26 protein-coding genes and 2 other annotated features are annotated in these 23728 nt (G+C 34.2%); of the genes, 19 read left to right on the forward strand and 7 right to left on the reverse strand.

All coding sequences use genetic code 11. The annotated features are described in order from the left end of the window. Positions 1-8: 8 nt before the first annotated feature. From ACX9TM_RS10085 to ACX9TM_RS10100, 4 genes are all read left to right on the forward strand, one after another. Positions 9-1139 carry a DegT/DnrJ/EryC1/StrS aminotransferase family protein gene (locus ACX9TM_RS10085; protein ID WP_049107610.1) on the forward strand — a complete coding sequence of 377 codons (1131 nt, stop codon included), beginning with the start codon at positions 9-11 and terminating at the stop codon, positions 1137-1139. Next, positions 1132-1698 (forward strand): acyltransferase, encoded by a 567-nt coding sequence (locus ACX9TM_RS10090; protein ID WP_001084193.1) that lies wholly within the window; start codon positions 1132-1134, stop codon positions 1696-1698. Before ACX9TM_RS10085 ends, ACX9TM_RS10090 begins: the two co-directional genes overlap by 8 nt. Before the next feature lie 184 nt (positions 1699-1882). Then, positions 1883-2104 (forward strand): hypothetical protein, encoded by a 222-nt coding sequence (locus ACX9TM_RS10095; RefSeq protein WP_000459099.1) that lies wholly within the window; start codon positions 1883-1885, stop codon positions 2102-2104. A 90-nt stretch (positions 2105-2194) separates the two neighbouring features. After that, positions 2195-2641 (forward strand): DUF6376 family protein, encoded by a 447-nt coding sequence (locus tag ACX9TM_RS10100; protein WP_000695202.1) that lies wholly within the window; start codon positions 2195-2197, stop codon positions 2639-2641. 44 nt (positions 2642-2685) lie between these two features. Here the strand turns inward: ACX9TM_RS10100 and ACX9TM_RS10105 are convergent, their stop codons facing one another. From ACX9TM_RS10105 to ACX9TM_RS10115, 3 genes are all read right to left on the reverse strand, one after another. Beyond that, positions 2686-3024 carry an EamA family transporter gene (locus ACX9TM_RS10105; RefSeq protein WP_016717227.1) on the reverse strand — a complete coding sequence of 113 codons (339 nt, stop codon included), beginning with the start codon at positions 3022-3024 and terminating at the stop codon, positions 2686-2688. Then, positions 3017-3358, reverse strand: coding sequence for an EamA family transporter (locus ACX9TM_RS10110; protein ID WP_048656261.1), 342 nt, complete (start codon positions 3356-3358; stop codon positions 3017-3019). Before ACX9TM_RS10110 ends, ACX9TM_RS10105 begins: the two co-directional genes overlap by 8 nt. A 144-nt stretch (positions 3359-3502) precedes the next feature. After that, on the reverse strand, positions 3503-4504 hold the full coding sequence (locus tag ACX9TM_RS10115) for a S66 family peptidase (RefSeq protein ID WP_048656262.1): 1002 nt from the start codon (positions 4502-4504) through the stop codon (positions 3503-3505). Positions 4505-4764: 260 nt separating this feature from the next. On the opposite strand from ACX9TM_RS10115, the gene ACX9TM_RS10120 reads away from it, so the two are divergent. Both ACX9TM_RS10120 and ACX9TM_RS10125 read left to right on the forward strand, forming a co-directional pair. Next, the gene (locus ACX9TM_RS10120) at positions 4765-5718 is read left to right on the forward strand and encodes a D-alanyl-D-alanine carboxypeptidase family protein (RefSeq protein ID WP_017656797.1); all 954 of its coding nucleotides are present in this window, start codon (positions 4765-4767) and stop codon (positions 5716-5718) included. Between the two features lie 247 nt (positions 5719-5965). Next, positions 5966-6568, forward strand: coding sequence for a nitroreductase family protein (locus ACX9TM_RS10125; RefSeq protein WP_171287435.1), 603 nt, complete (start codon positions 5966-5968; stop codon positions 6566-6568). Between the two features lie 40 nt (positions 6569-6608). On the opposite strand, the gene ACX9TM_RS10130 is transcribed toward ACX9TM_RS10125, so the two are convergent. Further along, positions 6609-6779: a hypothetical protein gene (locus tag ACX9TM_RS10130; protein ID WP_001244279.1), complete on the reverse strand. Its 171-nt coding sequence runs from the start codon at positions 6777-6779 to the stop codon at positions 6609-6611. A gap of 740 nt (positions 6780-7519) precedes the next feature. Here ACX9TM_RS10130 and entFM point away from each other — a divergent pair. Next, positions 7520-8767 (forward strand): enterotoxin EntFM, encoded by a 1248-nt coding sequence (gene entFM, locus ACX9TM_RS10135; RefSeq protein WP_063219865.1) that lies wholly within the window; start codon positions 7520-7522, stop codon positions 8765-8767. Positions 8768-8866: 99 nt separating this feature from the next. On the opposite strand, the gene ACX9TM_RS10140 is transcribed toward entFM, so the two are convergent. Continuing rightward, positions 8867-9631 (reverse strand): alpha/beta fold hydrolase, encoded by a 765-nt coding sequence (locus ACX9TM_RS10140; protein ID WP_065382155.1) that lies wholly within the window; start codon positions 9629-9631, stop codon positions 8867-8869. Between the two features lie 240 nt (positions 9632-9871). Between ACX9TM_RS10140 and ACX9TM_RS10145 the strand changes: the two genes are divergently transcribed. The 3 genes from ACX9TM_RS10145 to hitS all read left to right on the forward strand — a co-directional run bounded on the left by ACX9TM_RS10145 (position 9872) and on the right by hitS (position 13465). Continuing rightward, positions 9872-11632, forward strand: coding sequence for an ABC transporter ATP-binding protein (locus ACX9TM_RS10145; protein WP_065382156.1), 1761 nt, complete (start codon positions 9872-9874; stop codon positions 11630-11632). A gap of 85 nt (positions 11633-11717) precedes the next feature. Then, entirely contained in the window at positions 11718-12395 is a 678-nt protein-coding gene (gene hitR / locus ACX9TM_RS10150; RefSeq protein WP_025710347.1) for an envelope stress response regulator transcription factor HitR, read from the forward strand. After that, positions 12392-13465: an envelope stress sensor histidine kinase HitS gene (hitS, locus tag ACX9TM_RS10155; protein WP_139256975.1), complete on the forward strand. Its 1074-nt coding sequence runs from the start codon at positions 12392-12394 to the stop codon at positions 13463-13465. The genes hitR and hitS overlap by 4 nt, the downstream gene beginning before the upstream one ends. Before the next feature lie 24 nt (positions 13466-13489). On the opposite strand, the gene ACX9TM_RS10160 is transcribed toward hitS, so the two are convergent. Then, entirely contained in the window at positions 13490-14083 is a 594-nt protein-coding gene (locus tag ACX9TM_RS10160) for a DUF3139 domain-containing protein (RefSeq protein WP_065382415.1), read from the reverse strand. A 190-nt stretch (positions 14084-14273) separates the two neighbouring features. Between ACX9TM_RS10160 and ACX9TM_RS10165 the strand changes: the two genes are divergently transcribed. From ACX9TM_RS10165 to ACX9TM_RS10180, 4 genes are all read left to right on the forward strand, one after another. Continuing rightward, positions 14274-14993: a 3-ketoacyl-ACP reductase gene (locus ACX9TM_RS10165; protein WP_000818985.1), complete on the forward strand. Its 720-nt coding sequence runs from the start codon at positions 14274-14276 to the stop codon at positions 14991-14993. Between the two features lie 301 nt (positions 14994-15294). After that, positions 15295-16167 (forward strand): aminoglycoside 6-adenylyltransferase, encoded by an 873-nt coding sequence (locus ACX9TM_RS10170; RefSeq protein WP_065382416.1) that lies wholly within the window; start codon positions 15295-15297, stop codon positions 16165-16167. A gap of 118 nt (positions 16168-16285) precedes the next feature. Then, on the forward strand, positions 16286-17113 hold the full coding sequence (locus tag ACX9TM_RS10175; RefSeq protein WP_000291203.1) for a peptidoglycan-N-acetylglucosamine deacetylase: 828 nt from the start codon (positions 16286-16288) through the stop codon (positions 17111-17113). A gap of 71 nt (positions 17114-17184) precedes the next feature. After that, positions 17185-17523 carry an SdpI family protein gene (locus ACX9TM_RS10180; RefSeq protein WP_025687792.1) on the forward strand — a complete coding sequence of 113 codons (339 nt, stop codon included), beginning with the start codon at positions 17185-17187 and terminating at the stop codon, positions 17521-17523. 47 nt (positions 17524-17570) lie between these two features. Here the strand turns inward: ACX9TM_RS10180 and ACX9TM_RS10185 are convergent, their stop codons facing one another. Next, complete coding sequence (locus ACX9TM_RS10185) at positions 17571-18179, reverse strand: NUDIX hydrolase (RefSeq protein WP_000141376.1); 609 nt, start codon at positions 18177-18179, stop codon at positions 17571-17573. An 81-nt stretch (positions 18180-18260) separates the two neighbouring features. Here ACX9TM_RS10185 and ACX9TM_RS10190 point away from each other — a divergent pair, with 81 nt between their 5' ends. The 5 genes from ACX9TM_RS10190 (at position 18261) to ACX9TM_RS10210 (ending at position 23597) form a co-directional block, all read left to right on the forward strand. Then, a complete protein-coding gene (locus ACX9TM_RS10190; RefSeq protein WP_065223528.1) occupies positions 18261-18899 on the forward strand; it encodes a pyridoxamine 5'-phosphate oxidase family protein in 639 nt (212 codons plus the stop codon). 384 nt (positions 18900-19283) lie between these two features. Further along, positions 19284-19515 (forward strand) — a binding site (T-box leader). Positions 19516-19630: 115 nt separating this feature from the next. After that, positions 19631-19862, forward strand: a binding site (T-box leader). Positions 19863-20017: 155 nt separating this feature from the next. Continuing rightward, complete coding sequence (locus tag ACX9TM_RS10195) at positions 20018-21313, forward strand: homoserine dehydrogenase (protein WP_016124457.1); 1296 nt, start codon at positions 20018-20020, stop codon at positions 21311-21313. Continuing rightward, positions 21306-22364: a threonine synthase gene (gene thrC / locus ACX9TM_RS10200; RefSeq protein ID WP_065382400.1), complete on the forward strand. Its 1059-nt coding sequence runs from the start codon at positions 21306-21308 to the stop codon at positions 22362-22364. Before ACX9TM_RS10195 ends, thrC begins: the two co-directional genes overlap by 8 nt. Next, a complete protein-coding gene (gene thrB, locus ACX9TM_RS10205) occupies positions 22361-23254 on the forward strand; it encodes a homoserine kinase (RefSeq protein WP_000612682.1) in 894 nt (297 codons plus the stop codon). The genes thrC and thrB overlap by 4 nt, the downstream gene beginning before the upstream one ends. 133 nt (positions 23255-23387) lie before the next feature. Beyond that, on the forward strand, positions 23388-23597 hold the full coding sequence (locus ACX9TM_RS10210; RefSeq protein ID WP_001031479.1) for a DUF6366 family protein: 210 nt from the start codon (positions 23388-23390) through the stop codon (positions 23595-23597). Positions 23598-23728 lie beyond the last annotated feature (131 nt).

The following is a 23728-nucleotide window of genomic DNA, read 5'->3' on the forward strand; positions in this document are numbered from 1 at the left end:
AGATAGATATGGAGAATATTCCTTTTTTACGTGCTTCAACTGTACCTGTAAGTGAGTATTTGGACGAATTGAAGGAAATTGATACATCTCACATATATACGAATTATGGACCTATAAATCAACGTTTTGAGGAAACAATTATGTCGTCATTTTTTCAAAACAGGGGAGCTGTTACAACAGTAGCAAACGCAACGTTAGGGTTAATGGCGGCTATTCAACTAAAGAAAAGAAGAAAGGGAAAGTATGCTCTCATGCCTAGTTTTACATTCCCTGCGACTGCCTTAGCCGCTATTTGGTGTGGACTGGAACCGTACTTTATTGATATTTCAATAGATGATTGGTATATGGATAAAACCGTACTTTTGGATAAAATAGAAGAATTAAAAGAAGAGGTTGCGATTGTTATCCCGTACGCCACTTTTGGATCATGGATGAACTTAGAAAAATATGAAGAATTAGAGAAGAAGGGGATTCCGGTTGTCGTAGATGCGGCGCCGGGATTTGGTTTAATGAATGGAGGGATGCATTACGGTCAAGATTTTAGTGGAATGATCGTATATAGCTTTCATGCAACAAAGCCTTTCGGAATTGGTGAAGGAGGGCTCATATATAGTAAAAACGAAGAAGATATACAACGTATTAAAAGAATGGGGAATTTCGGATTTGATAAAAATCGTGAATGTACGATGATGGGGTTTAATTGTAAAATGTCTGAATACGCAGCAGCTATTGGGATAGCGACTATAAAAAAGTGGGATCAAAAATTAAAAGAACGCAGCCGTATTTCTGAATGGTATAAACAGTTGTTACAAAATACTGGGTTAATGAAAAAAGGGTGGAAAGTCCAAAAGACAGAAGCGGTTATTCACCAATTTATGCCTATCATTTGTCCAGAAGAAGTTCGCAATATACAAGTAATAGAAGAACTGAAAAAACAGAAAATAGAAGCTAGATTATACTTTTCACCATCTTGCCACCAACAAGTTCTTTTTAAAAACTATAAGTCTACAGATTTAACAAAGACGAATAAAATAGCAAAACGAATCGTAAGTTTACCTTTATGGGAAGGAATGACGAAAGAACTAGTAGAGCAAATTGTAATCTGTTTAGAGCAGAAGGTGGTGTCGGTAGATGAATAGTTTTTATAGTCAAGAAGAACTAAAGCAAATTGGATTTTTATCTGTTGGGAAAAATGTATTGGTTAGTAAAAAAGCAAGTATATATAATCCGAGTGCTATATCAGTTGGCAATCATGTAAGAATTGATGATTTTTGCATTTTAAGTGGTAAAATCACAATTGGAAGTTATTCGCACATATCAGCGTATACAGCGTTATATGGAGGGGAAGTTGGGATTGAAATGCATGATTTTGCAAACATCTCAGCTAAAACAATCGTATATGCAGTACTTGATGATTTCAGTGGAAATACATTAATGGGGCCAACCGTCCCGAATCAATATAGGAATGTGAAAGCAGAAAAAGTTATTTTAAAAAAACATGTGATTATTGGTGCCAATTCTATTATTTTTCCAAATGTAATTGTAGGAGAAGGTACGGCAGTCGGCGCGATGAGTATGGTAAAAGAGAGTTTAGATGATTGGTATATTTATGCTGGAATTCCCGTAAGGAAAGTAAAACCTCGTCAAAAAAAGATGCTAGAGCTAGAAATTGATTTTTTAAAAAGCATTCATTCTTAACAAAAAAGAATGAATGCTTTTTATTTTTATCCCGCTATTTGCCGATAAAGATTCGACTGGTGAGGGCTAATTAAAGTTTCACTTTATGATAGAGCAGAGTGTATCTTAACTTATTATGTTTTAAATTTTGCTGACCAAGGCAATACTGAGCCATAGTGAATGTAAAGTTGGAGGGCGAGCGTATATGTTTGATGAGGATGGGATTGTTTTAATTATGGAACCAGCTGATGAAAGAAACTTGAGGAGATTTATTTTTTCAGTGCCAAAGTCAGTGTATGAAAAGAAGGGGCTTACATTACACTATGGAACAGCTATAGGACAAGGATATATGGATATAATTGAAGATATTATAAGCGTACATATAGAAATAGATGTTGTAACGATAATAGGGCATGTAAGAGGATAAATAGCTATTTGAAAAAGGTTATAAACAATTTAGCTAGAAGTTATGTATAGAGAAAATTACAGACAATGATAAAGACGAAGGGGGTCTAAAATGAAAATAAAATCAATTTTATTAGTATTTATAGTTTCAATTGGTTTAATGGGATGTTCAATAGTGGAAGAAGGAAAGAACTCCATAGATTATGCTCAAAAGGCGACAGACTATGTAAATGAAATAAGTGCATTTGCAAATGATGCACCAGCATTAGCAGAAAAGGCCGTTAATGATAGCGAGGCTCGAAAAGAATTAGAAACGAAGCTTAGTGAAATTAAACAAGATATACCCGCATTCAATGAATTAACGCCACCTGATGTAGCAAAGGATATTCATCAACAAATCGTCGGATATAACGAAAAGTTAAATACGTTAATTGATACGGCGATGACAAAGATAGAAGAAGGGAAAGTGGATGTAGAGCAATTTAAAAACTCTGAGCTTATGCAGACGGTAGATCAAGTTCGAGATTTGAAAGATAAAGTGCAAAATTTAGGTCAATAGTAAAAAGCTCCGTTTGTGATAAACGGAGCTTTTTGTATAAGTGATTACTTAATAAAATACACCACAACACCCATTAAAATGATAGCATTCCCAATTACTTTTCTTTTCGTTACTTTTTCACCTAAAAAATACCAACCGAAAATTAATATGATGATATAACTTAATGATTCTAATGCAGAGACTTGATTTATTGTCAGTCCCTTTAAGGCGATAATATTGAATCCTGCGTTAAGTACAAATAAAGAGTAACCGATGATTACATATGGATTTACATATTCTTTTAATTTAGAATCATATTGCTGTAAAGTAGCCTTTTTTAATAAAATTTGTGAGTAATTGGCCAATACGATTCCAAAGATCAATAACAACATATAACTATTCATCTTTTGTCACCACCACAATTCCGACGATAATAATAGTCGCACCAAGTAAATGATTCCACTGTATCGTATCTCCAAATAGAACCACTGACCAAAGCATTGACCACAGTATAATAATTCCGCGATGTGAATATGCTTTTGATATTTCAAAATGCTTAATTGCTTGTTGCCATAAAATTGCATATCCGAATAAAAGTACAACTAGTCCGAAATAAGCAATAAAAAATGAGATGGAAGCAATGGGAAACTTAGCTGCCCATTTCATGTAAACCACAATGATAGAATATATCAAAAAAGCTACATGTAAAAATACGTAATTTTTAATAGTTGGTTTCATTTATTCACTCTCTTTTACATATAAATATATATTTATATCTATCTTTTCCTAATAATAGATATTGGAACGTATTTTGTTTAATCTTTCACATTCCAAATTATATAGTATCATGGCTTTTATTGTAAAACAATAGAAGCTATGCATTCATTTTTTCCAAGGTTCTACAATATGTATCGTTTTATTTGTTGCATCCAACTCTACTTGAACACCGATAGGTATAGTAATCATTGGATGTGTATGACAACAATCGAAGTCAGCTAGAAAAGGAATTCTTTGATTTTGAAGTACTTCTAATAGTATTTCAAAAGGTTTTCGATTGGTACCACAATCATCAAATTGCTCGTGTTTTCCAAGAATGATACCTGAAATTTTATCGAACACACCGTTAATTTTAAGTAATGAAAAGCTTCTTTCAATAATAGCTGCATCTTTTGAACTGTCCTCAATAAAGAGAATATCGCCTTCTTGAATATGTGGCATATAGGGGCTACCCAAAATTCCTTGTATCGTGTTTAAATTCCCGCCAATAATACGCCCAGTAGCTTTTCCATCAATTACTGAAATCCAATTGTTTGGTCGAAGTTCTTTCTCCTTCGTCTTTTCTTCCCAATTAATAAATTCATCTGACCAAAATAATGGTTGTTTTATATGATAAGGAAGAGAATGATCATGTAGTAAAGTTTCAGCAAAATATTTGTATGTGCAATCAACAAAAGGTTCAAATTCGCCAAAGGAAGGGACGAGAGCTGGTCCATAAAATGTAGGGATGCCTGTTTTGGCGTAAATTGCTAGTAATAAAGCAGTTGCATCTGAATACCCAATCATTATTTTAGGGTTATTTAGAAAAGCATCATAATCAATATAAGGTAATATTGAATTTGAATTCATCCCACCAATTGTTGACATAATACAAGAAACATTAGGATTTCTTATCAAGACATTTAGTTCCTCAGCACGCTCTTGTATACTACCAGAACGATAAAAATCATATCGACCTGTTAATGAACCTTCTAATATATGAAACCCTTTCTGTTGTAAGTAAGATTTTGCTCGTTCAAATCTTTTTGGAGAAGTGTAGGTTACTGGTGAAGAAGGGGAGTAGATCCCAACTGTGTCTCCGGATTTTAATGATTTTGGAAGTAGCATTTGTATGAATCCCTTCTATTAAGTAGTTTATCTCGCTATTTGACGGGTAGCCCGATTGGTGGGGCTGATTAAAGTTTCGTTTTATTTACGAGATTTTATTATTGAATATTCTTACGTTTCAACATTGTAAGTTTAACATAAATAAATTAAAATAATCATTGCTGTATATGAATAAATATACCTTTTACCTTGACTATATAAAGGAATTGTTGTTAAGGTTAAATGTGAGTGTATAAAAGGTTTGCTAAAGGAGTTTTGAAATGAATCGGTTAAAATGGGGAAGGATGACAGTCCTATTAGTCATTATTTTAGGGATATGTTGGTTCTTATTCCAAGGAAATCAAAAGAGCGTAGCGAATGTAGAGGGACAACCTTTGCAAGTGGCAGAACTACCTAAAGCAGGATTTACTGAAAAAGTAGTCCCGCCAAAGTACATCCCACCAGAAATTAACGCAAAAGCAGCTATGATTATCGATGCGAGTGATGGAGATATTATTTATCAATATAATGAAAATGAAGCTTTTGCACCGGCTAGTATGTCTAAGATGATGACAGCGTATCTTCTACTAGAGAGTATACATAACGGGAAAGTTCGCTGGGAAGATCCAGTGAAAATAAGTGCGAAGGCGGCACAAACAGAGGGAGCGAGAATCCCAGTACAAGTTAATGACACATTAACTGTTAAAGATTTATATCATGCATTAATGATTGAGTCAGCTAATAATTCAGCTGTGGCTTTAGCAGAACATATGGCAAAATCGGAGAAAGATTTCGTTCAGCTTATGGATGCAAAAGCGAAACAGTTAAAAATGTCGGAACATGCTAAATTTGCAAATGCTTCTGGATTACAAGAGCCAGATGGAAGTGAAACAAAAATGACGGCTGGTGATGTAGCACAATTGGCATATCATCTTATAAAAGATTATCCGGAAATATTAGAAGTGACTCACTTACGTCAAAGTCAGCTAGCATTTAATAATATTAATGTTATAAGCACAAACGACATGTTAAATAAAAATAATAAAAGTTTATATATAGAAGGAATGGACGGACTAAAGACTGGATTTACAGATAGTGCAGGATACTGTTTTACTGGGACTGCAAAGCAAGGCGATAATCGAATTATTACAGTGGTCATGGGGACATCAAGTAAAACAAAACGTTTTACAGAGACAAATAAGTTAATGTCGTATGCATTTGGATTAGTTAATTAAGTAAGTAAAATACGAATCTAGATCGCTACATAAGTAAGACTGTTTGTTGTTACTAATTTTAGATAACAACAAACAGTCTTTTTATTTTCATTTTAAAAAGGAAAAAGGCTCTAAATACAAGTGTTATCATTTGAGTTTATTTGTTGCTGTGATATTATAAAGTTATAAGCTTATTAATAATAAGTTTGAGGGGGCGTAATATGATATATACATATGAAATAGCCTCAATTGAAAATTGGAGGGAATTATGATGGCAAAAGATTTTTACTCAGCAATTGAAGACAGAAGATCTATTTATGCAATTAGTAAAGAGCAAGTAGTTTCTGATGAGAAAATTCAAGAAGTGATTTATCATGCTGTAAAACATACACCTTCAGCTTTTAATTCTCAAAGTGCTCGCGTTGTTGTTTTATTAGGAGAACAACATGATAAATTATGGGATATTACGAAAGAAACGTTACGAAAAATTGTACCTGAAAATAGCTTTGCACCTACTGAAGAAAAAATGAATGCATTTAAAAGTGGTTATGGAACGGTTTTATATTTTGAAGACAGTGAAGTAGTGGAAAGCCTTCAAGCTAACTTTGCATTATATAAAGATAATTTCCCAACTTGGTCTCAGCAATCATCAGGAATGTTACAATTTGCAATTTGGACAGCTTTAGAAATTGAAGGGTTTGGTGCTACGTTACAGCATTACAATCCGCTGATTGATGAAGAAGTGAGAAAAGAGTGGGATGTTCCAGAGAATTGGAAACTTATTGCGCAAATGCCATTTGGTAAACCGGTAGTACATGCTGGTGAAAAAGAATTCCAACCGCTAGAGGACCGTGTGAAAATTTATAAATAATTTAAAAAGGTGAACAGGAATATAACCTGTTCACCTTTTTTTATACGTAATAAGGGTTTTTTTGTCCGGCATTTTTCATCTGATTTTTTAATTCATTTTTACGTGTTTCAATAGCTGATACTTTTTGTAATGTTATCATTGAAACGAATTGAATAAAAGCATAGTATAGCTCTATATTTTTTTGTATTGGATCATCTATTATATTTCTCACAAATATGCCTCCTCTTTTTATTCCAATAAAAATCCGCATTAACGGGCAGCCCGAGTGGTGAGGGTTAAAAATTAGCGGAGGATGTATAAAACCCTTACCGATTAAAGTTTCATTTTATAAAATGAAACTTTAATCAGTTCGCTAAAATTCTTTTTTATTAAGATATGTATATAATACTATAAACATCCTATAAATTCCATTATCGGAAAAAGAGAACAGTTGGTATAGTGTGTGTTTTCTTTAAAGGAGAAATGGCTTTTGTGAAATAAATCTTACAATTCGTCAAATTATTTCAAAATTGTAGATAGTATAGAAATTTAGTTTTCTAAAAATATTATACTATTGATAAATAGAGTGATTTTTGTCATGATGAAAGTATACTTTATGTAAGGAGCTTTATAAGGAAATACATACTTGAGTTTGTATTAGGTTAATAGAATTTTTTATAATAGATAGAAAAGGGATATTTTATATTAAAATATTAAATAGAATGTCGAATTTTTATGTGATATATAAGAAATTTGAAAAAACCATTGCAAAAACACTATGTTTAATGATAAAGTTCACATGAAGTTCACACGGATTTCACTTTGTTCATTTAAAATGAACTACGTGTGAAAAATAAAACTCTTGCTAAAAAATGGAACTGGATGAATATTTTACTTTGATAATATTGTAAAGTATTAAAGTTTTAAGTTTTTTTTTAAGAGGATAGTAGGGAAAGGAAGTAAAGACAACTTATGAAAAAAGTAATTGCAGGTTTAGCAGCAGCTTCTGTAGCTGGCGTTGCAGTTCCAGGAATGGATTCTGCTCATGCACAAGTTTCAAATGAAGCGCTAAAAGAAATTAATGGACAAACTCAAACTCAAACTCAAACGACTGTAACTGAAACAAAAACTGTAGAAACAACTTCTGAATTAAAATACACAGTAACTGCTGATGTATTAAATGTTCGTTCAGGTGCTGGTACAGGACATAACGTTATTTCTAAAGTGAAATCAGGCCAAGTGCTACAAGTAGTTGGACAAGAAAATGGTTGGTTCAAAGTAAACGTAAATGGTCAAACAGGTTATGTAAGTGGTGACTTCGTAACGACTGGTGGCAAAACAGGAACGACTGTTCAACAAGGAACAGGTACTTACACAGTAAACGTTTCTTCACTTAACGTACGTACAGGCCCAAGTACATCTCATACAGTATTAGGTTCTGTAAACAAAGGTAAAACAGTACAAGTTGTAGGTGAAGTACAAGATTGGTTTAAAATCAACTTCAATGGTGGAACTGGATACGTAAGCAAAGACTTCGTAACAAAAGGTGGTTCTGCTGTATCTAACGAAACAAAACAACCAACTACAAACAACAATACTACAACGGTTCAAACTGGTGGTTCTTATGTTGTTAACACTGGTGCTTTAAAAGTACGTACAGGCCCAGCTACATACAACGCTGTAATCGGTGGAGTAACAAATGGTAAAGTATTAAACGTTACTGGCGCTGAAAATGGTTGGTACAAAATTAACCATAACGGCCGCACAGGTTACGTAAGTGCAGACTTCGTTAAGTTTGTAAAAGGTGGAGTAAACAACGTTACAAATAACGTTCAACAACCAACAACAGGTGGAAATACATCTTCAATCGCTGGATTCGCTAGATCATTAAATGGTTCACCATACAGACCTTCTGGTACAACACCTGCTGGTTTTGACTGCAGTGGATTCATTCACTACGTATTAAATAAAACTGGTCATGAAGGCAAACGTCAAACAGTTGCTGGATACTGGAGCTCTAAAACAAAAACTAGCAATCCACAACCAGGTGATTTAGTATACTTCCAAAACACTTATAAACCAGGACCTTCTCACATGGGTGTTTACTTAGGAAACGGACAGTTCATTAGTGCTGAAACAACTGAAACTGGCGTACGTATTAGTTCAGTAAGCAACTCTTACTGGAGCAAGCACCTTTTAGGTTACACAAAAGCATACTAAGAAAAAGTAGTTTTATATACTTTTCGTATAGAGAAAAGGCTTTCCAAGGAAACTTGGGAAGCCTTTTTATAGTTAAATAAATTGGAAGTGTAATAGTTTTTATTTTAACTTTCCATTTAAAAATTGATCATATAAGTCATGGAAATAGTTAGGACGAAATAAGTTCGCTGCATGTCCTGCTAAAGGTATTTCCTTATATAAAACGTTGGGTAAAATAGATTTTAAATCAAATAGGCAAGATTTATAGAGATGATCATGCTCTCCCATTACCCATAGTATAGGGTGAGGAAGTGATTTTAATTTAGATTTTAAATCGAATTCTAACCGATGTCGTAATGACTGGGCAATTATGGATGAATGTAATTGTAATCCGAAACGGTAGTAAATATTTCTTGAAATGACTGCGAACGGATTTGCTTTTAGTATACCGCTTGGAAAAATAGTATTTGCGTATTGAGAAAGCCATTTAGAGTATTCATCTCCTCGCTTCTCCCAAAAATTTTGAAATACATTATATAAACGAGAAGGGTTATTGTAATGTCCTCCAATATGACAAATACTTAATACTTTTTCTGGATGCATTTGTGCAAAAATTGTAGAGATGTAACAGCCGTAACTTAGCGCACAAATATGTGCTTTTTTAATACCTTCTTGTTCATATAAGTTTAATAATTGATCTACGAGGCGCTGTAATGAAAAGTCGATTGCTTCTCCTTTATCATCACCGTGACCTAATAAGTCATAAGTTATAATGTTGTAGGAGGCAGAAAATCGTTTTTGCTCTTTTTTGAAGGCGCGACGATTGCCAACTAATCCATGAATAAAAATAATTGTTTCCTTTTCAGAATGTATATTTTTTTGCAAAAAGGATACTCCTTTCACTAACTGGAGATTTATATCGTGTTGTAAATTATTTATCTATCATTTACATAGAATAATATTAAGTACCAGGTAATAATATCAGATGTTTATATCTGTTGTAAAGATGAGTTTTTATGTATATTTTGTAAAAATAGAAAAAGTGTGTTTACATTCAGTTTACATTTGTATCGTATTCTAATTTTAGAAAGAACAGTTTGGTTTAACACGAGGAGATGAACAGGAATGGAAGTTAGAAATGAAATGAAGAAAAAAGGGAGTTGGAGGCAGTTTTTACGCCTTATTCAAGATACAAATCCTCCGAAAGGAATTTTAGTTTTTGCGTTATTAATGAGTTTGCTTTCTACGGGAGCGAGTTTATTTATTCCTATGCTTACAAAAGGATTAGTAGATAATTTTTCGCTTTCTTCAATTAGTGCAGGACAAATTGTTGGATTAGTTGCTTTCTTTGTAATGCAAACTATTGCGGCAGGGTTGTCTATATATTTACTAAATTATATTGGGCAGAAGATTGTAGCGGGACTAAGAGAACGTTTGTGGAAAAAGGTACTTATCTTGCCGGTATCTTATTACGATCAAAATAGAACAGGTGATACAATTAGCCGTATGACGAATGATACAGGTGTAGTGAAAACGTTAATTTCTGAGCATTTGTCAAACTTATTAACAGGTGGTATTTCAATTGTTGGATCGTTAATTGTATTATTTGTTTTAGATTGGAAAATGACTGCGTTACTTTTAACGGTTATTCCGTTGTCTGTATTAATTTTAGTTCCACTTGGACGAAAAATGTATAAGATTTCAAAAGCGCTTCAAGATGAAACGGCATCTTTTACAAGTGTGTTAACGCAAGTGTTATCAGAAATTCGTTTAGTGAAATCTTCAAATACAGAAAAAAGAGAATATGAAACGGGTAACACAGGTATACAAAAGTTATTACAATTTGGTTTGAAAGAAGGGAAAGTGCAAGCATTAATTTCGCCAGTTATGTCGTTTGTTTTAATGGCACTACTTGTTATTATCGTAGGATATGGCGGGATGCGAGTTTCTAGCGGTGCATTAACAACCGGTGAACTTGTAGCGTTTATTTTGTATTTAGTTCAAATTGTAATGCCGATGAGTCAATTATCTATGTTCTTTACACAATTCCAAAAGGCAATTGGTGCAACGGAAAGAATTAGTACGATTTTAGAATATGAAGTAGAAGATCATGAAACTGGTGTGAAAGTGACAAATGCTAAGCAACCGATTGTTCTTGAAAATGTACATTTTGAGTATAACGAAGAAGAGCAAGTTTTGAAAAATATTGATTTCACAATTGAATCTGGAAAAGTGACAGCAATTGTAGGACCAAGTGGTAGTGGGAAAACAACGTTATTCTCATTACTGGAACGTTTTTATGAGCCAACTAGTGGTGCCATTAAATTAGGAAAAGAATCAATTACGAGTTATTCATTAGAGTCATGGCGACGTCAAATCGGTTACGTATCACAAGATAGTCCGTTAATTGATGGAACGATTCGTGATAATATTTGTTATGGTGTCGAGGGCGAAGTAACGGATGAAGAAATTGAAAAAGTAGCTGCAATGGCATATGTTGATGCGTTTATTCATGACTTACCAAACGGTTATGCAACAGAAGTTGGAGAACGCGGTGTGAAGCTTTCTGGAGGACAAAGACAGCGAATTGCTATTGCCCGAGCGTTACTTCGAAATCCGCAAATTCTTATGCTCGATGAGGCAACTTCAAGCTTAGATAGTAAATCTGAGTCTGTCGTTCAAAAAGCATTAAATAACTTAATGAAAGGCAGAACAACATTAGTGATTGCACATAGACTTTCTACTGTTGTAGATGCAGATAAAATTATCTTTATTGAAAAAGGGAATCTTACAGGTAGTGGTACGCATGATGAATTATTACGTACACATGACATGTATCGTGAGTTTGCAACGCAGCAATTGAAAATTAAAGAGGGTGCATTATAAAATGAATCATCAGTGGGATTTTACTCCACTGATGATTCATTTTTAAAAAATATATTAGATGCTAAGTAGAAAGGAAATGGTTCCTTTGATACCTAAAATTTTAATAGTAGACGACGATCCACACATTAGAGAACTCGTTTCTGTATTTTTAGAACGAGAAGGTTTTCAAACATATGAGGCAATTGATGGAGTAGATGCACTTCAGAAAATGGATGACGTAAAAGTCGATATGGTTATTCTTGATATCATGATGCCAAATATGGATGGATTTGATGTATGTTTTGAATTAAGAAAATACTATGATATCCCGGTTCTGATGCTAACTGCCAAAGGAGAAACATCACAAAAAGTAAAAGGATTTCACCTTGGGACAGATGATTATCTTGTAAAACCATTTGATCCTATAGAACTAGTAGTGAGAGTAAAAGCATTATTGAAACGTTACCAAATTACAGTTTCGCAATCGATTCAAGTTGGAAATGTATTATTAAATCGTAAAACATTCGAAGTTACATGTGGAGAACAAACGGTTACGTTACCGTTAAAAGAATTTGAGCTGCTCTTTACTTTAGGGTCTAAATCGGGAAGAACTTGTTCGAGAGAGCAATTAATTGAAGAAATATGGGGATATGATTTTGAAGGGAATGAACGTACACTAGACGTTCATATTAATCGATTACGTGAGAAGTTTCAAGAAGAGCAGTCGAAATTTAGTATTAAAACAATAAGAGGATTAGGGTATCGCTTAGAGGTAAGTAAATGAGAAAAAGAAAACGAATGAGTAAGTTGAAGATGCTGAAAGTATTTGGAGCGGTATTAGCGCTCTTTTCTTTTCTTACTGTCATTTGGTCTATCGCATTTTATGTAGCAACTAGTTTATTGAATGCTTTTGACGTAAACGTATCGCCGTTTGTTGCCTTTCTAATTAGTGATATGGTCGGTTTTGTCTTTATTATTCTTATTTGGACATTGATTGGAATATTAATGAGACCAAAACGAGAGGCGATGATTTGGACTATTATTGAACCGATACAAAAAATTGCAAAAGGAGACTTCTCCGTAAAAATAAGAAATGAAGAAAAGTATGATGGTGAAATTGGCGTGCTCGTAAAAAGTATAAATGATATGACAGATGAACTGAATACGATGGAGAAAATGAGACAAGAGTTTGTATCGAATGTTTCTCATGAAATACAGTCACCGTTAACTTCTATAAAAGGATTTGCTAGAGCACTACAAGACGATAATCTTTCTGAGGAAAAAAGAAAGCATTATCTGACCATTATTGAAACTGAAACAACGAGATTATCTAAACTAAGTCAAAATTTACTAAAGCTAACTCTTTTAGAATCAGAAGAGTATACACCAGAAAGAGTGAGCTATCGATTAGATCAACAATTAAAGCAAATTGTGTTAAATAGTGAACCACTCTGGGCTGAAAAAGAAATTGAGTTAGAACTAGATTTAGAAAAAGTATATGTTATTGCTGACCAAGAAAGTATGAGTCAAGTGTGGATTAATTTAATTCATAATAGTATTAAATTTACTCCAAGCGGTGGTACGATTACTATTCAGTTAAAGGAACATGAGACAGTAGTGGAAGTGCGTATCCGTGATTCAGGAATTGGTATATCAGAAGAACAGAAACAACATATTTTTGAGCGTTTTTATAAAGCGGATTCTTCACGAAATCGTGCCTATGGAGGAAGTGGCTTAGGTTTAGCTATTGTAAAGAAAGTACTCGACCTTCATCATGTGGAAATAAAAGTTGAGAGTGAGGAAGGAAAAGGTACTGAATTTATTGTGCGTATGCCAAATCATGAAGAGAAATAGTGTTAGAAGGAGAACCTTCTAACACTATTTCTCTTTAAAAATGCATTTACCGTTACTGCAATTATATTGATAAGCTTTTCCTTCGCTATTCATACGATATGAGTAATCGGATTCTTTATCTTTCTTAAAGTCAACGTATGCTTCCACACCGTTTTTATCGTCATCTATATCAATGAATTGAACGTGTCGTATAGAATAATCTTTCTTTTCTCTTAAACCTATTCCTTGCAAGTTTGTATGAATACCATCTACTAACTGGTCAAACAACGACCAGTTTAAATTAAGATGTTCAAATGACTCAGTATGTCTTCCTAAAATACCGTTGTCTTGTATTATTTTTTTATTATCATCGTATGTATAAGAGTAGGTGAAATATGGTTCGTCTTTATATACTACTGTTGCATAATAGCCAATATTATAAAGGGGAGTATATTTTCCGGTTATGTTTTGTATTTCTTCTTGCTTATAACCTTTTTTAATATGGAGATAATGGCTAGTATCTTTTTCTATTACTTTATAATTTAGTGGGTTACCAAATATAAAGTACAGTGCAAACAATATGATACATAGTCCGACTGCAGTTAGTAACAAGAACCATTTTTTTCTTTTCATACTCATACACTCTCCTATGCTGGATTTGTTTTTATTTTACATGAATAATGGTAAAAAAATGAAACTTATAAATAAAACCTTTCTATAGTTACCTACAAGTAACCTACGCACATGAAAGTGCATCATTGCCTTTTTACATAAACATAGATACAATTTTAATATAATACATAACTGAGATGATTAAGGAGTGTTATACTTGGCAGAATTATTACAAGGTAAAAATGCTTTAATTACAGGAGCAGGTAGAGGGATTGGTCGCGCTGTAGCAATCGCATTAGCGAAAGAAGGCGTAAATGTAGGCTTATTAGCTCGTTCAGAAGAAAACTTAAAAGCTGTAGCGAAAGAAGTAGAAGCAGAAGGTGTAAAAGCTGTTATTGCAACTGCTGATGTTTCTTCATACGAAGAAGTAACAACTGCGATTGAAACGTTAAAAAATGGTTTAGGATCTATCGATATTTTAATTAATAACGCTGGTATTTCTAAATTCGGTAAGTTTTTAGAACTAGATGTTGCTGATTGGGAAAAAATCATTCAAGTAAACTTAATGGGTGTATACTATGCAACTCGTGCAGCTTTACCGAGCATGATTGAACAACAATCTGGTGATATCATTAACATTTCATCTACAGCAGGACAAAAAGGCGCACCTGTAACAAGTGCATATAGTGCTTCTAAATTTGGTGTCCTTGGCTTAACAGAATCGTTAGCGATGGAAGTTCGCAAACATAACATTCGTGTAACAGCTTTAACTCCAAGTACAGTAGCAACTGATATGGCTGTAGATTTAGGATTAACTGATGGAAACCCTGATAAAGTAATGCAAGCAGAAGATATTGCAGAATTTATCGTAGCGCAGCTGAAATTAAATAAACGTACATTTATTAAATCTGCTGGGCTTTGGTCTACTAATCCATAGGAATTAAATTTAGCTTTAAAAGAAGGGATATCTATTCTGTAAGGGGGAGATATCCCTTCTTTATTTTTTGTATTCGAGACAGAATTTTCGGTATAATTAAAAGTAAATGGTAGAAAGCATTGGGAAATTGAAAGGGATGGCAGTTGTAAAAGAGTGATGTAAGGAGGAAAAAGGGATGAAAAAGGGATGAAAAAGAAGTTTCAAAAATTATAACATGTATCGTGTATAACGAGATTAGCTCGTGGACCTCCAGTATACATAACACTATATTATATATTAAAAAATTGGAGGATATAAGTAGATGAGAACTGAAAAAGAAATGTTAGACGTAATTATAAATATAGCAAAAGAGGATGAAAGAATTCGAGCAGTTATCATGAATGGATCGCGTGTAAATCCAAATGTGAAAAGAGATTGTTTTCAAGACTATGATATTATGTATGTTGTAAATGATATACAATCTTTTACGTCTAATCATAATTGGGTTCATAGATTTGGAGAAATAATGATAGTACAAATGCCAGAAGAAATGTCGTTAGTTCAACCAGATGAAGACGGGAAGTTTCCGTATTTAATGCAGTTCATGGATGGGAATCGGATTGATTTAACGCTAGTTCCAGTTGAGTTAATAAAAAAGTTCGTTGGACAAGATAGTTTAAGTAAACTGCTTCTTGATAAAGATAATTGTCTGGAAGAATTCCCGCCAGCAAGCGATAAGGATTACTTAATAAAAAAGCCTACAGAAAAAGAGTTTTTAGATTGTTGTAATGAATTTTGGTGGTGTAGTACGAATATCGCAAAAGGGTTATGGCGAGAGGAACTTTCTTATGCAAAAGGAATGCTTGAAGGACCAGTGCGAGATATGTTCATCGTAATGCTAGAATGGCATATTGGTATGAAAACAGACTTTACAGTTAATACAGGGAAGCTTGGAAAGTATTTCGAGCAATATATTGAAGAAGATATGTGGGAGCAATTTAAAAGGACATTTTCTAATGCAGAATATGAAAATATATGGGAGTCATTCTTTGTTATGGGTGATTTATTTAGGGAAGTGGCGAACGAAATCGCTAACACATATGAATATCAATATCCGCAAGATGAGGATGATAAAGTGACGAACTATTTAAAACATGTGAAAGCTTTGCCAAAAGATAGTACATCAATTTATTAATAATATAAAGTAGTAAGGCTTTCCTAATTAAGGACAGTCTTATTTTTGTTTATGAATAACAATTTCTCTAACAAAGTGCAGATGAATCACATATGAAAATTTAGGGAGGTTTTTTATCATGTATTATTTTTATTCGCCAGAAATGTTTGCTCCATATCAATGGGGACTAGAACGAGATGTTTCGTATGCTTATATGCCATATAACTCATTTTATTATGGAGATTATATAAGCGCATTGCCATACGCATATATCCCTCAAAGCTATGAAGTACAAATGAAAGCAGATGATCGTGGATCGTGGACACCATTTACATGGGTTGAAAAATATGCGTACGCATTTTCAGGACCGTATAATAAAGCGGAAGTAGCTCTTACATTTGATGATGGACCAGATTCAGAATTCACGCCAAAAATATTAGATAAGTTAAAACAACATAATGTAAAAGCTACTTTTTTCTTACTTGGTGAAAACGCAGAAAAATTTCCGAATGTAGTAAAGCGTATTGCAAATGAAGGGCATGTAATTGGTAATCATACGTACAGTCATCCGAATTTAGCGAAAGTAAATGACGCTGAGTACCGTAATCAAATTATAAAAACGGAAGAAATATTAAAACGTTTAGCCGGCTATGCCCCTAAATTTATACGTCCACCGTATGGTGAAATACTTGAAAATCAATTGAATTGGGCAACTGAGCAAAATTTTATGATTGTACAGTGGAGTGTTGATACAGTTGATTGGAAAGGTGTAAGTGCCGATACGATTACAAATAATGTGTTAGGGAATTCATTTCCAGGTAGTGTCATACTGCAGCATTCTACTCCAGGTGGGCATTTACAAGGATCTGTTGATGCACTAGACAAAATCATTCCGCAGTTAAAAACGAAAGGGGCACGTTTTGTAACACTTCCAAGTATGTTCCAGACATCAAAAGAAAGAAAGTGAATGTGTTATAAATTGGAAAAATAAGGGTTGTGTCGTATAATGGAAGTGTAAGTTAGGGGGGGATATAATTGATTGATGCACTAGTAAACATAGGAATAAGCATATTGATTGGTATTATTTTTATACTTGCGGCAATTATTCTTCAAAAAAATCCACCGACCGATATTAATGCGGCATATGGTTATCGTACGAAACGATCTATGAAAAATAAGGAATTATGGGATGCGGGTAACAGGTATAGTGCAGAAGTGATGAAGCAAAACGGATTTATCATGATGTTAATTGGAAGTGTTATTAGTATACTGTTTAGATATCCACATACAATAATAGTGATTATAGTGGTTATGCTGTTATTAATGATTCGTTTATTTATACAAGTAGAGAGTAGATTAAAAATCCTTGAACAATAATAAAAAATAGGACTCTACGCAATATTATGCTAGGAGTCCTATTTTATTTATAAACTATTATTTTTTAATAATTCTTTTCCTTGCTCTATAACAAATTCATAGTATGCAAGATCATACGGATAAATATCTTCAAATGTTATCGTAATCGGTGTATTGTTTAAGACTGAAATAGTCGTTAAAGATGAAATCTCTCCTTTTAATAGTTGTAGAAAAGAAGTTGCATGTACTTTCATCACATCGTCTACTTCTTCACCTGGTGCGAATGGAAGTGGATTGATGACGTTGTGAAAATACATATGACAAAACTCGCGATCAGTAAGATTTGAAATTTCATAATCTATTTTAAAGATTCCCTTGTATGTTAAATCATTAGTTTGAAAGGAAAGCCCTAATTCTTCCTCAATTTCACGAAGACCACCAATTTGTACATCTTCATCATGCATAATATGTCCAGCTGAAGTAATATCCCATATACATGGAGCTTCTTTTTTATTTTTAGAGCGTAACTGGAAATATAAGAATATATCTTTAGCATCTTTTTCTACAAACCAACAGTGAAATGTTTCGTGCCAATCACCGTCACGATGCACTTCATCGCGTAATTTCTTCCCAAGTGTATTTCTTTCAGAATCAAATATTGTTAACCACTCTGTCATTTTAATTCCCCTTTCTGCAAATTTTATTATACAATATTCGTATTGAATTTTGGGAAAATAAAGAAAAAGGGGCGATTATAAGTGAAGATAGAGCGTATGGAAATAAAATCGATTATTTCAACAGAGGAAGAGTTACGAAAAATATTGGGGCAGCCAAGTGAGCGAGCATTGAAAAAAGTTATTTCATCATTAGACCACCATTGTGTAGATTTCCTTTCTAAATCTCCTTTTCTAGTATTATCTACTGCAAATAAGTTGGGGGAGTGTGACGCCTCGCCGAGAGGAGACGCACCTGGATTTGTATACGTACTCAATAATAATAAAATTATCATTCCAGAAAGACCAGGAAATCGTCGTATAGACTCCATTTTGAATATTATTTCAAATCCACGTGTAGGACTAATCTTTTTTATTCCAGGTCTTGGGGAGACACTCAGAATAAATGGCCGAGCGTATATTACAAACGACGAAGAAATTTTGAAAGAAATGCAGGCGAATGGACGCAATCCGTTACTTGGAATTGTTGTTGAAATAGAAGAGTGTTACATTCATTGTGCAAAAGCGTTTATTCGTTCTAAGATGTGGGAATCAGAATCTTGGTTAAATAAAAAAGAGTTACCTTCAGCAGCAAAAATGTTGCTGGAGCATGCGAAAGTGAATACTTCAGAAGAAGATGTTGCACGTTCTTTAGAAGAAAGTTATACAAAAAGATTGTATTGAAAATTTTATTAATATAGCTTTGTAGAGCGGATGTGTACGGGTTTTAGAATGGGGGATTTATCCCGCATTAACGGGCGGTAAGACCCCTACCTCAAAATTCAGCGAAAACAAAGAAGTCAGGTGGGGATCAACTGCCCGTAAAAGCCCGATTGGTGAAGGCTAATAATCAGTGGGGATAAACAAAATCCCCACTGATTAAAGTTTCACTTTATATATGAACCGTTGATTTATAAACTGGAGAAATGACAAAATAGGTAAATTGAGTGACAGTTGCATAATGCTATTGTGAAATATAATAAAAAATTATTTTGAAAATAGTTAGTAAAAATAGGCTTGCTTTTTAAAAAGTTGATAACTATAATAAGTTAACAAATAGACATGAACGAAAAAGTAATGATAAGGACACGAAATCATTTTTACGGTTTACAGAGAGGGAAGTCAAGGGTGTGAGCTTCCTAACACGAGAAATGGTTTTACCACCTTTGAACTTCAATAGTGAACGAGTAATCTAGTAATTATTGACGGTATCAGCCGTTATCTGAACTTGAGCAATCTAGGGAGAAATACGTCTAGATTGGAACAAGGGTGGAACCACGAAAACACATTCGTCCCTTTCCTAGGGATGAGTGTGTTTTTTTACGGATTTAGAGATTGAAAATTTAAAATAATTAAAAAATAGTATTGATTTTGTTTTTTATGCGAGTATAATGAGTTAACAAATAAACATGAACGAAAAAGTAACGATAAGGACAAGAAATCATTTTTACGGTTTACAGAGAGGGAAGCCAAGGGTGTGAGCTTCCTAACACGAGAAATGATTTTACCACCTTTGAACTTCAATAGTGAACGAGTAATCTAGTAATTATTGACGGTATCAGCCGTTATCTGAACTTGAGCAATCTAGGGAGAAATACGTCTAGATTGGAACAAGGGTGGAACCACGAAAACACATTCGTCCCTTTCCTAGGGATGGGTGTGTTTTTTTTATTACTTGGAAGGGAGGTGCGGTAACATGAAACGATTTATAAGTACGGAAATAACCACCACCTGCATGACAAAAAAGCAGAATAAGGTGATTTATAGGTGTAACAATTAAACTTTTAGGAGGAGATTAGAAGATGAATAACGTTATAAATGTTGGAGTATTAGGTTTAGGTACGGTCGGAAGTGGTGTTGTTCATATTTTGAAAGAACATTATAAAAAAATCGCTCTTGATACAGGATACGAAGTGAAAGTGAAAACAGTCGTTGTACGTGATTTGGAAAAAGAACGCGATGTTTGTATTGACGGGATTGCAGTAACAAGTCATGCAGATGAAGTTCTAAATGATTCGAATATTGATATTGTAGTAGAGGTAATGGGCGGAATTGAAGAAGCGAAGCAGCATATTGTTAAGGCTTTACGAAATAAGAAACATGTCGTGACAGCAAATAAAGATTTAATGGCTGTATACGGTGCAGAGCTTCTTCAACTGGCGAACGATAATGATTGTGATTTATGTTATGAAGCGAGCGTAGCAGGCGGTATTCCAGTGTTAAGAGGACTAACTGACGGGCTAGCATCAGATCAAATTGAAAAAATAATGGGAATTGTAAATGGTACAACAAATTATATGTTAACAAAAATGAGTCAAAATGGATGGTCTTATGAAGAGGCTTTACAGGAAGCGCAAAAATTAGGTTTTGCAGAATCGGATCCGACAGCAGATGTAGATGGACTAGATGCGGCGAGAAAGGTAGCAATTCTTGCAAACTTAGGTTTTTCGATGAATGTTTCATTAGATGATGTGCAAGTAAGAGGGATTCGAAAGGTCGAAAAAGAAGATTTACAAATGGCTGAAAAGTTAGGATTTACTATGAAGTTAATTGGGAAAGCAGAAAAACAAGGATCAGCCATTCATTTAAGTGTAGAACCGACGCTTTTACCGAGCCAGCATCCATTATCAAATGTGAATAATGAATTTAATGCAGTATATGTTCACGGTCAAGCGGTAGGAGAAGTAATGTTTTACGGACCTGGAGCTGGAAAGTTGCCAACTGGTTCTGCTGTAGTAAGTGATATTATTTCCATCGTTAAAAATATGAATCAAGTGCCGAAAAATAAAAGTGCGTTAAAAGAACCAGTTCCTTATGAATTACAAGGTGATGAAGAAGTAGTTTCGAAATATTTCTTGCGTATTTCATTACGAGATGAGCCTGGGATGTTACAAAAAATAACAGAATGTTTCGTTAATTACTCTGTAAGTTTAAAAGAAGTTATTCAATTACCTTTAAACCGTGAACTGGCAGAAGTTGTTGTTGTGACACATCGAACTTCCAAGTATCAATTCGAACGAGTTTTAGGAGCGATAGAAGCTGTCGCAAGTGAAATAAACAGTTACTACATTATTGAGGAGGAAAAACAATATGTATAAAGGACTATTGAAACAATATGCTTCTTATTTACCGGTGAATGAAAACACACCTGATGTCAGTTTAATGGAAGGAAATACACCTCTTATTCCGTTATTAAATATATCAAAGCAATTAGGGATTCAGCTATATGGTAAGTACGAAGGAGCGAATCCGACAGGTTCTTTTAAAGATCGTGGTATGGTGATGGCAGTTGCTAAGGCGAAAGAAGAAGGTTCAGAAGCAATCATTTGTGCATCAACAGGTAATACATCAGCATCAGCTGCAGCATATGCGGCACGTCTTGGGATGAAATGTATAATCGTAATCCCTGAAGGAAAGATTGCGCATGGAAAATTAGCGCAAGCGGTCGCTTATGGAGCTGAAATTATTTCAATAGAAGGGAATTTCGATGATGCACTTAAGGCTGTAAGAAATATTGCTGCAGAAGAGCCGATTACATTAGTAAATTCAGTGAATCCTTATCGAATTGAAGGACAAAAAACGGCAGCATTTGAAATTTGTGACCAATTGCAAAATGCACCAGATGTTCTAGCTATCCCTGTTGGGAACGCAGGGAATATTACAGCATATTGGAAAGGTTTCTGTGAATATGAGAAAGAAAAAGGTTATAAGAAGCCAAGAATTCATGGTTTTGAAGCAGAAGGAGCAGCTGCAATTGTAAAAGGGCATGTAATTGAAGAACCTGAAACAATTGCAACAGCGATTCGCATCGGTAACCCAGCAAGTTGGTCGTATGCAGTAGAGGCTGCCGAGCAGTCTTGTGGTGAAATAGATATGGTATCAGATGAAGAAATTTTACATGCGTATAGGTTATTAGCAAAAACTGAAGGAGTTTTCGCTGAACCAGGATCAAATGCTTCATTAGCTGGCGTAATTAAACATGTTAAATCTGGAAAAATCAAAAAGGGAGAAACAGTTGTTGCAGTAGTAACTGGAAATGGTTTGAAGGATCCTGATATCGCTATTTCTTCAAATCAACTAGACATCGCAAGTTTGTCAAATGATATAGAACAGATTAAAGATCATATTAAAGGGGTGATTATGTCGTGATACCATTAAGTGTTCGTGTCCCTGCTAGTACGGCAAATGTTGGTCCTGGATTTGATTCAGTTGGAATAGCTTTGTCATTGTATTTAGATGTGGTGGTTAAAGAAAAAGCTGATAAATGGCAAGTAATCCATTCCTTTGAAGAATCAATTCCGACAGACGATAAAAATTTAATCGTTAGCACGGCATGTAAAGTCTGTCCTTCTATATCACCCCATATAATAGAAGTTACTAGTAATATCCCATTAACAAGAGGGCTAGGAAGTAGTGCATCAGCGATTGTAGCTGGGATAGAACTTGCGAATCAACTAGGCAATTTGAACTTAACTGCTGATCAAAAAGTTCAAATTGCTACAAATTTTGAAGGACATCCTGATAATGTTGCTGCTTCTATATTAGGTGGAACTGTAATCGGAGCACTTGATGGAAAGGATATTTCCGTCGTAAGAATTGAGAGCAAGGAGTTAGGGGTAATTTCTCTTATTCCGAATGAAGAATTAAATACAGATGAAAGTCGATCTGTATTACCAAAGATGTTTCCGTTTCATGAGGCAGTTAAAGCTAGTGCGATAAGTAACGTATTAGTAGCTGCATTATGTCAAAAGCGGTGGGAAGTTGTAGGTGAAATGATGGAGAGAGACCATTTTCACGAGCCATATCGTTTAGAACTCGTACCGTTATTACCATCTATTCGTAAATGCGCAAAAGAATTTGGTGCGTACGGTACAGCACTTAGCGGTGCGGGACCATCTATTTTTATATTAACGCCATATGAGAAACGTCAAGAAATCGCTGAGCAATTAGCGAGAGTATTTACAGATATGAAAGTATGTGAGCTTGAAATCGACCATAAAGGTATTATTGTAAATAAGGAAGAGCATATTGGATCGTAAAGAAAGCTGGCATGGCTAGCTTTCTTTACGTTGCAAACCTATTTTAAATTGGGTTTTTTCGGAAAAAAATATAAAACAAATGTTGATTTTGAATAATGTAAGTAAAGAGTGCATTCATTTTGGAGGTGATTAAATGAATAAAGAGTCACCAGAAGAAAAAAGAGAGCGTATGAGACAAAGTGAATTAAAAAGTAATCCTACGGGTTCTTTACATGACGGACTCAATAGAGCGGAAACAGGTAGTCCAGTTGATATAGCAGGCGGTATGAATTGGAAAGGTACAGGGATAATCATTTTAGTACTACTTTTAGGATACATTGTATACACTTATTTTTTCAGTTAAAGAATGCTTGTTAAAATTTTGATTTGTTTAGTTTCATAATTGTTGAGAAAAAATGCAGTTACTGTATTACATATCTTCTAAGCAAGTTATAGTTGTTCATATCAACTTTTAATAATCCAAATAGAGCTAGC

It is taken from the genome of Bacillus sp. LH1 (genome assembly GCF_057924895.1).